11 protein-coding genes are annotated in these 13,647 nt (G+C 51.9%); 10 read left to right on the forward strand and 1 reads right to left on the reverse strand.

Features of this window, described 5'->3' with window-relative positions; translation table 11 throughout:
* Nucleotides 1–20 precede the first annotated feature (20 nt).
* Nucleotides 21–2,072 carry a methyltransferase domain-containing protein gene (locus tag AC5E51_RS12190; RefSeq protein WP_491778652.1) on the reverse strand — a complete coding sequence of 684 codons (2,052 nt, stop codon included), beginning with the start codon at nucleotides 2,070–2,072 and terminating at the stop codon, nucleotides 21–23.
* Between the two features lie 272 nt (nucleotides 2,073–2,344).
* On the opposite strand from AC5E51_RS12190, the gene fliS reads away from it, so the two are divergent.
* The 10 genes from fliS to fliJ all read left to right on the forward strand — a co-directional run bounded on the left by fliS (nucleotide 2,345) and on the right by fliJ (nucleotide 13,539).
* The gene (fliS, locus tag AC5E51_RS12195) at nucleotides 2,345–2,803 is read left to right on the forward strand and encodes a flagellar export chaperone FliS (protein ID WP_068436736.1); all 459 of its coding nucleotides are present in this window, start codon (nucleotides 2,345–2,347) and stop codon (nucleotides 2,801–2,803) included.
* 245 nt (nucleotides 2,804–3,048) lie between these two features.
* Nucleotides 3,049–4,506: a sigma-54 dependent transcriptional regulator gene (locus AC5E51_RS12200; RefSeq protein ID WP_297532831.1), complete on the forward strand. Its 1,458-nt coding sequence runs from the start codon at nucleotides 3,049–3,051 to the stop codon at nucleotides 4,504–4,506.
* 179 nt (nucleotides 4,507–4,685) lie between these two features.
* The gene (locus tag AC5E51_RS12205) at nucleotides 4,686–5,885 is read left to right on the forward strand and encodes a sensor histidine kinase (protein ID WP_301378878.1); all 1,200 of its coding nucleotides are present in this window, start codon (nucleotides 4,686–4,688) and stop codon (nucleotides 5,883–5,885) included.
* A 28-nt stretch (nucleotides 5,886–5,913) separates the two neighbouring features.
* Nucleotides 5,914–7,284, forward strand: a complete 1,371-nt coding sequence (locus tag AC5E51_RS12210; protein ID WP_297532835.1) for a sigma-54-dependent transcriptional regulator — start codon at nucleotides 5,914–5,916, stop codon at nucleotides 7,282–7,284.
* Between the two features lie 105 nt (nucleotides 7,285–7,389).
* The gene (gene fliE, locus AC5E51_RS12215; protein WP_297532837.1) at nucleotides 7,390–7,800 is read left to right on the forward strand and encodes a flagellar hook-basal body complex protein FliE; all 411 of its coding nucleotides are present in this window, start codon (nucleotides 7,390–7,392) and stop codon (nucleotides 7,798–7,800) included.
* An 11-nt stretch (nucleotides 7,801–7,811) separates the two neighbouring features.
* Nucleotides 7,812–9,548, forward strand: a complete 1,737-nt coding sequence (gene fliF, locus AC5E51_RS12220) for a flagellar basal-body MS-ring/collar protein FliF (protein WP_301378880.1) — start codon at nucleotides 7,812–7,814, stop codon at nucleotides 9,546–9,548.
* A 7-nt stretch (nucleotides 9,549–9,555) separates the two neighbouring features.
* Nucleotides 9,556–10,572 (forward strand): flagellar motor switch protein FliG, encoded by a 1,017-nt coding sequence (gene fliG / locus AC5E51_RS12225; protein WP_068436148.1) that lies wholly within the window; start codon nucleotides 9,556–9,558, stop codon nucleotides 10,570–10,572.
* Nucleotides 10,573–10,575: 3 nt separating this feature from the next.
* Complete coding sequence (locus AC5E51_RS12230) at nucleotides 10,576–11,802, forward strand: FliH/SctL family protein (protein ID WP_491778653.1); 1,227 nt, start codon at nucleotides 10,576–10,578, stop codon at nucleotides 11,800–11,802.
* A complete protein-coding gene (gene fliI / locus AC5E51_RS12235; RefSeq protein WP_301387332.1) occupies nucleotides 11,777–13,102 on the forward strand; it encodes a flagellar protein export ATPase FliI in 1,326 nt (441 codons plus the stop codon). The genes AC5E51_RS12230 and fliI overlap by 26 nt, the downstream gene beginning before the upstream one ends.
* Nucleotides 13,099–13,539, forward strand: coding sequence for a flagellar export protein FliJ (gene fliJ, locus AC5E51_RS12240; RefSeq protein WP_068436132.1), 441 nt, complete (start codon nucleotides 13,099–13,101; stop codon nucleotides 13,537–13,539). Before fliI ends, fliJ begins: the two co-directional genes overlap by 4 nt.
* The last annotated feature ends 108 nt before the right edge of the window (nucleotides 13,540–13,647 follow it).

A 13,647-nucleotide genomic window follows, 5' to 3' on the forward strand; every position in this document is an offset into this window, starting at 1 on the left:
TGCATGTATCACTGTCGCTATTAGTCAGGCAAGCTGACTGAATAGCTCCCACAGGCAGGCTTCCTCACATAAAACTGATACATGCCGGCGAACAGCGCAGGTTCTATCTGTTCCAATGTATGCCAATCATTTAACGTCAGGTTAGCCGGTGGCAAACGCAGTATTTTTTCTGCGAGCTGCTGAGCGCCCGGTGGCGGCACAATGCCAACCCATTCGAGGTCGGCACTTTCAATCATGCGGCGTATTTCCTGCAGATCAAATGTGTGTTCCTGGGTGTGGAATAACAGGTCGCGTACGCTGCTCATGCTGTAAAAATCGGGTGATTGCAGAATCGCGCGCCAGCGTCCTTCTCCTTGATGAAGCAGAGCTTCGCGGACTGTGCGTATATCCTGCTCGCTTTTGGGAAGTTCGCCATTCAATTCAGAACGAAGCTCCGAGATGAGCGTTCTTGCCTGACGGCTGTAGAGGGCGAGCTTCATGATGCCACCGGGTTTTAGTACATCAACCAGCGCCTTCAGGCCCGCCTCAGGCGATTCCATATGATGCAGGACACCTGAGCTCTCAATGACATCAAACTGCTGTCCCAGGCGTTCTGAGACAAGAATATCGCCCAGGATGAAGTCTACCGGCAGGTGGTGATGCTCCGCCTGTACTTGTGCGTAGCCCAGGGCAGAAGCACTGAGATCCATCGCTGTCACCTGCATACGGTGAAAGTACTTAACCAGTCGTAAAGCGTGGCGGCCGGTGCCGCAGCCCGCGACGAGGACATTGATCGGCCCGGATTCTGGTTGTAGATCGTCCAGGCGACTCGGAAACAGTGCCTGAAGCGATGCGTAGTAGTCGGTCTTCTGGTTATATCCCAAACTCGTCCAGCGAGGATATGGATGTTCCTCGTATTGAGTTTTTACTTTGCGTGATGTGGCGTTGCTACTGAGCCCAAGAGAAGGAATTGCCTTAGCTGCCGCGGCAACGTGCTGAGGTTGATCGAGGCACAGACTCATCAGCTCATTCAGATGGCCAGACCATTGCAACGCTTTCGCGTTAAGAGCCGTGTAAAAAGGTGCTTTGCGCAATGGCTGGTACATCATGGTCAGTAGCATGATAGCGCTGATATCTTCGGCTTTTAATTCGGTAATCTGCAGAATTTTTGTTGCCAGTTGATTGAGCTGATTGACGAGCACTTGCTCTTGTTGGCTGATAAACCAGACTGCCTCATTAAGTTCGATTTGTCCTGACAGGGCGACTACGAAAGACATGTAGCCTGAATCAATGGCAAGATCGCGACTGCTATTCAGCAGAATGCTCTGGCGTAGGGTAATTAACAGACGCTCTATTAACGGATCACTGAAATGAAAGCGCATCATGGCTTTCAGCAGCAGCGGGTCTGATGCAATGGTTTCAGGCTCAATGGGGCAGCCAGCCTCACTCAAGTGAAGTTTGTGTTTGAGCAGAGAGGTGGTGAGGCTTCTCAGCTGGTTGTAGTCGACGTCTTTAAACTCGAACCAGCGCAGTAGCTCGCTTTCCAGTTCCTGAGAATAGAAATCTGCAACGATGTAGCTTGCAGCTTCGAATAATTTGCTGCGGATCTGAACATCATCAGAGCGGGTTTTTATCAGCTCTCGGTATAACTGAAAGGCTTCGAGGTATTCACCTTGCAGTAAGCGGATGTGGGCGAGATAAATCGGAGCTTTCGTGCTCGTTTTCGAAATGCGGGTCGCATCCGCAAAGTAATCGGCCGCGAGTGTCTGCTTTCCTTCGATCAGAGCCAGGTGACCTGCGCTGTATAAGAGGCCGGTGCTTTCAGGCTTCAGGCTTAAACCCGTTTGCAGCCAGTGATGGGCTTCTCCATTAGCACCACGGCGCATAGCGATACGGGCAAGCAGGTTAATGCCGGGGATGTAATTGTTGTCAGCCTGCCATGCCTGATAAGCAAGGTCGGCAGCCTGAGACAATAACACTGGGTTGTTTTCCCGGCTGGCCTCATTGTAACAACGGCTGGCGGCAGCGAGCAGACTTCGGTGGTCTGTCTGCCGTGCTGTATTTAATTGTGCTGTCGTTTGTACGCTGGCCATGGGAATAACCTCTTAGCATTTACAGCCCTACGATCAAATTCTGTGCCATTTTTTATATCGTTGATTTTATTGGGGTTTTTAATTTATCTGAATGAGGAGGGCGGCCGCTTGCCGCTGATTGCCGGGCAAGAGCTTGCCGCTTGTGCCGTCTGAAAATTCGCTGAAACTACAAAAAGTTACTAAAGAATTCTGCTCGCAGGCCGTCAAAGAGAGTATCACTTGATTATGCTCATCAGGTTTTTCGGTGGGCTATTTCGGCAGGAGAGTTGTGTATGTATCAATCCGGCGCGTCGCAATACCAAAAGGTAAACGTTACGTCCGAGGTCCTCGATGCGGACCCACATCGTCTGATTCAGCTTCTGATGGAAGCGGCTCTGACTCGTATGGCGCAGGCGAAAGGAGCTATTCAGCGTAAGGATATGCAGGAGAAGGCAAGTTTGCTTGGCAGGGTGAATGAAATCATCCAGACGTTGAAGTCGAGCCTGGATCACACTCAGGGAGGTGAACTGGCCGGAAATCTCGACCGTCTTTATGACTACATGATACGTCGAATTCTGGAAGCGAGCGGACAGAATAGTACAGACATGATTGATGAAGTTATGGGGCTGATGCTGGAGGTCAAGACGGGCTGGGACGGTATTCGTCAGGAATATCTTGAGTCTGTGCATGGTACTCGCCCTGAAACCGACGAATCAGCACCAGGGCGCCTGTCGAGTTCAGTATCTGCCTGAATTTTCACGACTTTTTTCACTTGTGTGAACTTCCTTGCCCTCTTTCTAGAGGGCTTTTTATTGTCCTGAGGCGCCATATTCTTAAGTATTTCAACAAATTAAGTATAGATTTGGGCTAACTGGATAAGTTTTAACGTCAGAAGTTTGACTTCGTCGCATTTTGATACTTAACTGAAAAGAGGGAAGTCAATCAGTTGGCGTTGATTACGCTGTTCCGTGTTTTATTGAGGTAAAGGGCATTTGCCATGTGGAGAGAAATCAAAATTTTACTTGTCGATGACGACGAACAACGTCGCCATGATCTAAAGGTGATTCTCGATTTCCTGGGCGAAGAAGTTATCGTGGCGGGCTCGTCAGACTGGCGCAAAGTTGCGGATGCCAGCATTGAAGAGAGCACTGAGATCAGTGCAGTAATGCTGGGCGACTGCGATGGTCAGCCATTGGAGAAGACGGTCGAGGCTATGCTCGCTTGGGACAAAGGTCTCCCGTTCCTTTTTGTTGGCAGTCAGGTTCAGGTCGATGAATTATCAGAAAATGTTCGTCGCTGTGTACTAGCCAGTCTCGCAATGCCCCCAAGTTACAACAAGATGCTGGATAGCCTTCATCGCTGTCAGGTGTTCCGCGAGCAATATACGCACAATCGTAGCCGCGGTGAGCGACGTGAAGTTCAACTTTTCCGAAGCCTTGTGGGTACCAGCCGTCAGATTCAGCACGTACGCGAGTTGATCATGCAGGTGGCTGACAAAGACGTCAGCGTTATGATCCAGGGTGAAAGCGGCACGGGTAAAGAAGTGGTTGCCCGTAATCTGCATTACCACTCCCATCGCCGTAATAAGCCCTTTGTGCCTGTGAACTGTGGTGCTATCCCAGCTGAGTTACTTGAGAGTGAGTTATTCGGTCACGAGAAAGGTGCGTTTACTGGTGCAATCAATAGTCGTCCGGGACGTTTTGAGCTGGCCGAAGGTGGTACGCTCTTCCTTGATGAGATCGGCGACATGCCCCTCAACATGCAGGTGAAAATTCTTCGTGTGTTGCAGGAGCACACGTTTGAGCGTGTTGGCAGTAATAAAACGCTTAAGGCGAATGTTCGGGTGATTGCAGCGACTCACAAGAATCTTGAGAAGATGATTGAGGACGGCTCGTTCAGGGAAGACCTGTATTACCGTCTGAACGTGTTCCCTATCGATATGCCATCGCTACGCGAGCGCGTTGAAGATTTACCCCTGCTTCTTAATGAACTTATTTCGCGTCTTGAGAATGAGAAGCGCGGCTCGATCCGCTTTAACTCGGCTGCCATTATGTCGCTCTGTCGTCACGAGTGGCATGGCAATGTTCGTGAACTTGCGAATCTCGTGGAGCGTCTGGCCATTCTGCATCCTTACGGTGTGATCGGTGTAAATGAACTACCGAAGAAATTCCGTCATGTCGATGAAGACGATGAGCAGTACACGCCACCGGTTGTGGCAGATGTTACCCAGAACGAAGGCCTGGCGGGTGTTGATAGTCCAGCGTTGCTGCCGGTGAACGGTCTGGATCTGCGGGAATATCTCTCTGACCTTGAGTGCTCGTTGATTCAGCAGGCGCTTGATGATGCCAATGGTGTTGTCGCACGCGCTGCCGAGAAACTGAGTATTCGTCGCACCACGCTGGTGGAGAAAATGCGTAAGTACAACATCAACCGCAAAGAAAAAGACATGGCCTGATCAGGCACAAAAGCGGCCTGCATTAGCGGGCCGTTGATTTCAATCCTACCTGACTTTTGTAACCTCTCTTTTTAAAATTATCCCCCCTCTAAGTTTATTCCGCTTGCTGGCACGCTAATTGCACAATACCTACTAGTGACATTTTTCCGCCGCAAATGTGGTGTTCTGGTGAGGTATTTATGGCGAGTGTGGCATTAAGTTCAGTTCCTGACGATCAGCAGCCGCTGGATCCGAGTGAGCTCAAGCGTGCATTTAACATGTTCAATGAAATGTCGCAGCAGCTGACAGACTCCTACGCCTTTCTTGAAAATAAGGTCGAGCAACTCAGTGGTGAGCTGGCGACAGTATCTGCTCAACGGATGCAGGAGCTGGGCGAAAAAGAACGCCTGGCCGATCGTCTGGAAAGCCTGCTGCAGATGTTACCTGCAGGTGTTCTGCTGCTGGATGAAAATGGCGTCATTATTCAGAGTAACCCAGCCGCCGAAGACCTTTTATTAGCGGCTTCGGGGGCTGGCACCTTGCTTGGCCAGCGCTGGCGTAATGTGATTAAGCGTTGTTTCAAACCGCGCCGTGATGATGGTCATGAAATTTCGCTGGTTGATGGTCGCCGTGTCAGTCTGCGCACCGCAGCTATGACCAATGAGCGTGGGCAGCTGATTCTGCTTACTGATCTGACAGAAACCCGTGCATTACAGTCTCAGTTGGCTCAACACGAACGCTTGTCCGCCATGGGGAAAATGGTTGCGTCTCTGGCGCATCAGATCCGGACACCGCTGGCCGCGGCGACACTCTACGCGGGCCATCTTAATTCCGAAGATCTTGCTGAAGAACATCGTATTCGCTTTGCCGGTAAGTTGCAGGAGCGACTTCATCACCTGGAAAGCCAGGTGCGCGATATGTTGATTTTTGCCCGTGGCGAGGCGCCATTAAACGATGATGTGAAAGTGACGTCCCTGCTGGATGGTATTGCCTCGGCGATGGAGGTTGCCGTCGCCCAGAGCGGTGCTGTCTGCACGCTTGAGAATGAAGTGGGGGAAGCTTCCCTTATGTGTAATCGGGACTCTTTAATCAGTGCAGTAATGAACCTGATTAATAACGCACTTGAGTCCTGTGAGCATCCTATCGAGATCAAGTTGGTCGCCCGTCGTGACGATCAGGGCAGATTATGTCTCGCCGTGATGGACAACGGCCCCGGCCTCCCGGACGAGAAGAAAAATCGCATGATGGAGCCTTTCTTTACAACGAAGAGCAACGGCACCGGACTGGGTCTGGCCGTTGTTCAGGCGGTTGTTCGTGCTCATCACGGTGATTTCAGATTAACCGACAGCCCACTGGGTGGGGTGTCTGCAGAAATGTACCTACCGCTCGCACGCGGTTAATTCAAACAGGTATCTAAGAGGAATTATTATGCGCTTACTCGTTGTTGAAGATGATCCGACTCTACGTGAAGCAGTTGTAGATACCCTGAAAATGAAAGGGTATGACGTTAAGGAAGCTCCGAACGGTATCGAAGCCGTGGCTTTGCTGAACCACCATAATTTCGACGTTGTTCTGTCGGATATTAATATGCCAGGCATGGACGGTCTTGAGTTACTTAACCATGTGAAACAGCAGCATCCATGGCTACCCGTTCTTTTGATGACTGCCTATGGTGATGTTTCTCAGGCGGTTCAGGCGATGCAGAAAGGCGCTGATGATTACCTGATGAAGCCCTTCGAGCTGCGTGAGCTTGAGGCTCTGTTGAAGCCTTATACGCAGGGTGAAGCTCAGGTATCAGATAAAGATCAACCAGTGTGTGAATCTTTTGCATCGCAGCAGTTATTTCAGATGGCCATGCGTGTCGCGGCAACAGATTCTACGGTTCTTATCAGTGGTGAGAGCGGAACAGGTAAAGAAGTTCTTGCCCGCTATATTCACCAGAATTCCCCCAGAAAAAGTGGCCCGTTCATTGCGCTGAACTGTGCTGCGATTCCGGAAAATATGCTGGAAGCCATGCTGTTCGGCTATGAAAAGGGCGCGTTTACTGGCGCCTACAGTGCGATGCCGGGCAAGTTTGAACAAGCGGATGGTGGCACCATTCTGCTTGATGAAATTACTGAAATGGACATGGGCCTTCAGGCGAAACTGCTGCGTGTATTGCAGGAGCGTCAGGTGGAGCGTCTCGGCGGCAAGAAAACCATTGATCTTGATGTGCGTATCATTGCCACAACAAACCGTGAACTGGCGGACTATGTGGCCGAGGGTAATTTTAGAGAAGATCTTTACTACCGCCTCACCGTATTTCCACTTCAGTGGCTGCCACTGCGGGAACGCCGTGATGACATTTTGCCGTTAGCACGCCGACTGTTGGCTCATCATGCTGACAAGATGAAACGTCCAGCACCATCGTTGCATGCCGATGCAGAGCGTAAGTTGGTAACGCACAGCTGGCCCGGCAACGTTCGTGAGCTGGATAACACAGTCCAGCGTGCACTGATTATGCAGACTGGAAATCAACTGAACGCTAATGACTTTATTCTGACTCCGGTGCCAAAGCATCGTCAGGTTTCAGCACCGGTTTCCGTGGATGCGGCTGATGTCGTGCAGGATGAAGGCGAGTTAGGTTCTGATTTGCGTACCCGTGAGGTTGAATTAATCGTTCGGGCATTGAAAGAAGAACCCAGTAGAAAAGAAGCCGCTGAACGGCTGGGTATCAGCCCTCGAACACTACGCTACAAGGTGGCGCGCTTAAGAGATGAGGGTGTTGATGTTGAATCTATGGTGCTGGCTGCGTCTTAAACGCGAAGCTGGCAAGGGGTTTGCAACGTCAAAGAATACATCGGAAAAATACAGAAAAAGTGTCAAAAATAAGTTGCCGATGCGTTGCAGAAGAGGGTGTAGAAAATGGTTGATCGTGTTGATGTAAGTTCAGTTCTGATGCAGATGCGACAGGTAAAAGATCAGTTGCGTTCGCAGAATGAAATGGCCAGCCAGGGAGTGCGACCAAATGCTGAAATGGACGCCGTTGCACGGATCTCTAAGCAAGCCGAGCAAGCAACCAGCATTAACGAAGTCAGTGGTGATAATACGGTCCCTGATTTCCAGTCCATGTTTAAAAATGCCATCGATAATGTGAATGAAAATCAGCAGACGGCTGCACAGCTGGCAACACGGTTTGAACAGGGCGATCCTTCCATTGATCTGCCAGAGGTCATGATTGCTCTGCAGAAATCCAGCGTTTCTTTTCAGGCGATGACACAGGTTCGTAACAAACTTGTCGAGGCCTATAAAGACATCATGAACATGCCTGTATAACGAGCTGAGCTATGGAAAACGTACCCGCACAAGCAGGCGCCGGCGCTGATGGCGCTAATGCAAACGCTCAGGAACCACAGGCAAGTAGCACGAATACTGGTGCCGAAGGCCTAAGCGAGAATAGTGCTCCGACATCCGGACATCCTCTGCTCGCTGGTTTCAGCAGCCTGCCTATGACGCGTCAGGTGATGGCGATTGGTGGTATCGCACTGGTCGTCGCCATTGGTATTGCGGTCATGATCTGGTCAGGCGAACCCACCTACAAGCCTCTGATTCACCGCATGCAGGATCACAACGCTCAGGACATTGTCGAGATCCTGAATCGTGAGGGTATTCCCTTTCAGATCGACCCGACGACCCAGGTGCTAATGGTCGAAGCAGGCGATGTGCATCAGGCAAGAATGAAACTCGCTGCGGCCAGCCTGATCGATGATAAAACCGTCGGGCTGGAAGTGCTTGAGCAGGACAGCGCGCTCGGTACCAGTCAGTTTATTGAAAATGCACGCTATCGCCGCGGTCTGGAAGGTGAACTTGCACGTACGGTTGCCAGTGTTAAATCGGTGCGCAATGCCCGTGTTCATCTGGCGATTCCCCGTCAGTCGGTGTTTGTACGTGATCAACGTAAGCCCCGTGCATCGGTATTTGTAGAGTTATATCCCGGCAGTAACCTGAGTAAAGATCAGGTAGAGGCCGTTGTGAATCTGGTCGCAACCAGTGTCAGTGAAATGGATCGGTCTGATGTGTCAGTGGTTGATCAGCACGGCAATCTGCTGTCGAAAATTGAAGATGACACGGAAGAAATGCTGGCAGCCCGCCAGCTGGAATATCGCGAGAAAGTTGAGTCGTCTATTTCTGACGCGGTGAATAATATTCTTCAGCCGGTGCTGGGCTCTGCGAACTACAAAGCGGAAGTGTCGGCAGACATCGACTTTACGATCAGAGAAGAAAGCTCTGAACTCTTTAATCCTGATTTGATTGCACTGCGCAGTGAGCAGGTCATCGACGAAGAAAACATGTCAGAGGCTGGTGGCGGCATTCCTGGTGCGCTTTCTAACCAGCCTCCGCCAGAAGCAGCTGCTCCGGAAGAAGCTATTGGCACGGGTGCCGGCGGTGCGGGTGCGGCAGGTAAGCGTCGCTCAGAAGCAACTCGCAATTACGAGGTCGATCGTACACTGAGCTATCGCCAGCATTCGGTCGGTGATATCCGTCGCCTGACCGTTGCGGTAGTAATTAACGACAAAGCGGTGCTTGATGCGGATGGGAACACCACGACGCAGCCATGGACTGTGGATGACCTGCAACGCCTGGAAACGCTGGTAAAAGATGCCGTGGGCTTTAATGCAGCCCGCGGAGACAGTGTAAACGTTATTAACTCTCCATTTATGGGCGACGACGCACTGACGCTGGGTGAACCTGATATCTGGACTCAGCCGTGGTTCTGGGAGCTGGTAAAACAGGTGCTGGCGGGATTGTTTGTTCTGATCCTTATCTTCGGTGTTATCCGTCCTACTATTAAGAGCATTACAAATAAAGGTCGGGAAGAAAGTGACTTACTGCTCGATGAGCTTGAAGATGCTGAAGCCGGTCTGGATGATGATAAGGTGACACTGGCGGGTATGGATGAATATCTCCTGCCCGGTGCGTCAGAAAGTTATGAGCGTCAGCTGGATGCCTTGAAGGGCCTGATCGCAGAAGATCCGGCCCGGGTCGCTCAGGTAGTTATTCAGTGGGTAAATGACGATGCCTGAAAATACGATGCCCGAAGCGGGTAATGCACTAGCCAACCTGAATCGCACTGAACGTGCTGCGATTCTGTTGATGTCTCTTGGTGAAAAAGACGCCGCAGAAATCCTGAAACACATGGGCCCGAAAGAAGTGCAGCGTGTGGGTTCGGCCATGGCCACTCTGACCAGTGTGAATCAGACACAGGTTGAAGGTGTGGTATCAGAGTTCCTTGATGCTGTCAGTGGTCAGACCGGTATGGGGCTCGGCGCTGATGATTACATTCGTAATATGCTGACTCAGGCTCTGGGTCAGGATAAAGCGGGCGCGCTTATTGACCGGATTCTCCTTGGCGGTAACACCACAGGTCTGGATTCATTGAAGTGGATGGAACCGCGTCAGGTAGCCGACCTGATCCGCCACGAGCACCCTCAGATTCAGGCCATTGTTGTGTCGTATCTGGACGCTGACCAGTCGGCGGAAGTGTTGTCTCTGTTTGATGAGAAAGTTGTCCTCGACATCATCATGCGTGTTGCTTCGCTTGAGGCTGTTCAGCCAGCCGCATTGCAGGAACTCAACGATATTCTCGAACGCCAGTTTTCTGGCAAAGCAGGCACGCAGACCACGACTATGGGTGGTATCAAATGTGCTGCCAGCATTGTTAACTTCGTGGACAGCACGATTGCTTCTGAGCTGCTTGAGCAGATCAAAGAAGTCGACGAAGACCTGGGTACTCAGATCGAAGATCTTATGTTTGTCTTCGATAACCTCGTTGACGTTGATGACCGGGGTATTCAGACCCTGCTGCGTGAAGTATCGACCGACCTGCTGGTACTGGCACTGAAAGGGGCAGATCCGGGCGTTCAGGAAAAGATTTTCAAGAACATGTCGAAGCGTGCTGCCGAGCTGTTGCGTGATGACCTGGATGCGAAAGGGCCGGTTAAACTCAGTGACGTTGAAGGCGCTCAGAAAGAGATTCTTACCATTGCCCGTCGTCTGGCTGATGCCGGTGAGATTATGCTGGGCGGTGGTGGTGAGGCCATGGTGTAACCCATGACCGACCTGAAGAAACGCGACGCGCCAATTCCCGCTGAAAGTGCGGAAGAGGCGCGCCCGTGGCGACTCCCTTTCTGGACTGAACCACCGGTTCACACTGTTGAGCGAGAGCCCGATCCGGACGCAGAGAAGGTGGATGCAGAATCCGCCGACGACAACTCCCCACCTGATTTCCCGACCGCCGAAGAACTGGAAGCGATTCGCCGGGAAGCCTACAACGCGGGTTTAGAGCAGGGCCTGGTTGAAGGGCGTCAGCAGGGCCATAAAGACGGCTACGATGCTGGTTTCGCCGAAGGACAGGCGGATGGTCAGGCTAAAGGCTTTGATGCTGGTAAAAAAGAAGGTTCGACTGCGGGCTTTCAGGAAGGCAAAGCACTGGGCAGTCAGGAAGTCACTGACGAGGCGCAGCGTCTGCGTCAGATTAATGCAACGCTGACCGCAGCATTAAAAGAGCGCGACGCCGAACTGCCGGACGTCATGCTGATGCTTCTTACCCGGCTCGCCGAACAGGTGCTTGAGCACGAATTGAATTCTGGGGCCGACAGTATCGCGCAGTTTGTCGACAAGGCCATTGCGGCGTTGCCATCGGGTGAGACTCTGGCAAAGGTTTACGTTTCCGAAGCCGACTCTGAATTACTGGCATCGCATTCTGTAGCGAATAAACTGCTCGTCGATAAGACGCTGAATGCGGGTGAGTGCCGTGTTGAAAGTGAAAATACTCTGGTTGAGTATTCAGTCAGTGAAAGTCTTCAGCAAACAATCGTCGCACTGGCGAGTAAGTTACTGACGGCGTCTGACGGCTATCCGGATGACGCTTCCGGTGAGTCTGCGCTGATTGATGTGACAGAGGGTACCAGCTCAGAAGATGTACCGGATGACTACGATGACACTGAAGAGCCCATTCAGGACGACGTTCAGCAGCCGGAGGCATCAACATCAGAAGTTCTGAAGTCTGAAACTCAGCAGCCCGAAACTCAGCAGTCCGAAACTCAGCAGTCCGAAACTCAGCAGCCCGAAACTCAGCAGCCCGAAACTCAGCAGCCCGAAACTCAGCAGCCCGAAACTCAGCAGTCCGAAGCTGAGCAGCCTGTCGAAGCTGAGCCCCCTGAAACTGAAAACGGCTCAGGCTCAGAACAGAGCACAGAGCAAAACACACAAACAGACACAACTCCGGATTCAACGACGGAGGAATCAGACGATGACTCTGAGCAGCCGTTGGCGTGATATAGCACCCGAGGCGGTATATCAACCGCGCACATCCGGTCGTCTTGTGCGCATGGTCGGCCTTACGCTTGAGGCTATCGGTATCGATGTTCGCACAGGCGATCGCTGCCGTGTAGAACGTCCGGGCGGCGGTGATGTTGAAGCTGAGGTTGTCGGTTTTGATGGCCAGCGTATTTTCCTGATGCCGATTGAGCAGGTCGATGGTCTGCGTCCAGGCGCGCGCGTCTGGCCGTTGCAAGGCAGTGCGGATGTGCCGGTTGGGTTCTCTCTTCTGGGGCGGGTGGTTGACGGTGCTGGTCGGCCACTGGATCTCGACGGCCCTTTGTTAAATACCGAATCAGGCAATTTACAGGGGCGCTATATCAACCCACTGCACCGCGCGCCCATTCGTGAAACGCTCGATGTTGGTATTCGCGCCATTAATTCCATGCTGACAGTAGGACGCGGACAGCGTATCGGTTTGTTTGCGGGTTCGGGTGTCGGTAAGAGTGTGCTTCTCGGTATGATGACGCGCTTCACCAACGCTGATGTCGTCGTGGTTGGTCTGATTGGTGAGCGTGGCCGTGAAGTTAAAGAATTTATCGACGAGATTCTCGGGCCAGAAGGCCTTAAGCGTGCCGTTGTGATTGCGTCACCTGCCGATGACTCGCCGTTAATGCGTCTGAGAGCCGCCATGTACACGACCTCGGTCGCTGAATTCTTTCGCGATCAGGGACTGAACGTTCTTATGTTGATGGATTCATTGACGCGCTATGCACAGGCGCAGCGTGAGATCGCTCTGGCTGTAGGTGAACCGCCAGCCACGAAAGGCTACCCGCCGTCGGTATTTAATAAGCTTCCGAAGTTGGTCGAGCGTACGGGTAATGGACAGCAGGGCGGTGGTTCTATTACGGCCTTTTATACCGTACTGAGTGAAGGTGACGACATGCAGGACCCGATTGCGGACGCCAGTCGGGCGATTCTGGATGGCCATATTGTTCTCTCAAGAAAGCTGGCAGAAGAAGGTCATTATCCGGCCATTGATGTCGAGGCGTCGGTCAGCCGTGTGATGCCACAGGTTGTTGATGAGGCCTGGCTACAGCAGGCGCAACTGTGTCGGCGTCTGATGGCACATTACCGTCAGAATCAGGATCTTGTGGCTGTGGGAGCGTATCAGGCCGGTACGGATCAGGTATTGGATGTTGCTATTGATCGTATGCCGCAGATCAAAGCAATGCTCAGACAGGGGCTGACGGAAGGCGCCGATATCGCGAACAGCCGTAAGGCGCTCAACGACCTCTTCCCCGGTACCGATAAGTGACCTATCAGCACCCTCGCTCCAAACGATTAGCCGTAGTTCTTAACCTTAAGCGAAGAGAAGAAAAAGAGGCGCTTCAGCGTTGGGGCGATATTGAGCAGCGTCTGACCGCCGAAAAAGACAAACGAACGCAGCTGGACACGTACGCTCAGGAGTACCGCCGTCAGATCACCAGCCCAGCGGACCAGAGTGTCGCTGCCGGACAAATACATAACTCTCTCGAATTTATCGGTCAGATAGAAACTGCCCTGGCGCAACAGGATACGCAACTCAAGGAACTTGAGGCTCTCAGTCAGCGTGCGCGGGATGCCTATCTTGAGGTTCATCATAAAGCCGATGCATTGGAGAGTATGATCGATAAGCTTGAAGAAGAGCATAAGCTGACTATCAGCCGCGCTGAACAGCGTGAAGCGGACGAGTGGGCCAACCGTCGTCGCTGATTATCCAAATCGCATATTTCCTGACTTTCATACCTTCATTTAGCGATCTATAAAAAAAACACCACATTGTGTGGCAGCTCACAGATTGCCTACTAATCTTAAGGTCAT

The organism is Thalassolituus sp. (genome assembly GCF_984348125.1).

Excerpts from the sequence above, each read along its gene's own strand:
- fliG (WP_068436148.1), top strand. The coding sequence starts at position 9,556 with ATGCCCGAAGCGGGTAATGCACTAGCCAACCTGAATCGCACTGAACGT.
- AC5E51_RS12205 (WP_301378878.1), top strand. The coding sequence starts at position 4,686 with ATGGCGAGTGTGGCATTAAGTTCAGTTCCTGACGATCAGCAGCCGCTG.
- fliI (WP_301387332.1), top strand. The coding sequence starts at position 11,777 with ATGACTCTGAGCAGCCGTTGGCGTGATATAGCACCCGAGGCGGTATAT.
- fliE (WP_297532837.1), top strand. The coding sequence starts at position 7,390 with ATGGTTGATCGTGTTGATGTAAGTTCAGTTCTGATGCAGATGCGACAG.
- fliF (WP_301378880.1), top strand. The coding sequence starts at position 7,812 with ATGGAAAACGTACCCGCACAAGCAGGCGCCGGCGCTGATGGCGCTAAT.
- AC5E51_RS12190 (WP_491778652.1), bottom strand. The coding sequence starts at position 2,072 with ATGGCCAGCGTACAAACGACAGCACAATTAAATACAGCACGGCAGACA.
- AC5E51_RS12200 (WP_297532831.1), top strand. The coding sequence starts at position 3,049 with ATGTGGAGAGAAATCAAAATTTTACTTGTCGATGACGACGAACAACGT.
- AC5E51_RS12210 (WP_297532835.1), top strand. The coding sequence starts at position 5,914 with ATGCGCTTACTCGTTGTTGAAGATGATCCGACTCTACGTGAAGCAGTT.
- fliS (WP_068436736.1), top strand. The coding sequence starts at position 2,345 with ATGTATCAATCCGGCGCGTCGCAATACCAAAAGGTAAACGTTACGTCC.
- AC5E51_RS12230 (WP_491778653.1), top strand. The coding sequence starts at position 10,576 with ATGACCGACCTGAAGAAACGCGACGCGCCAATTCCCGCTGAAAGTGCG.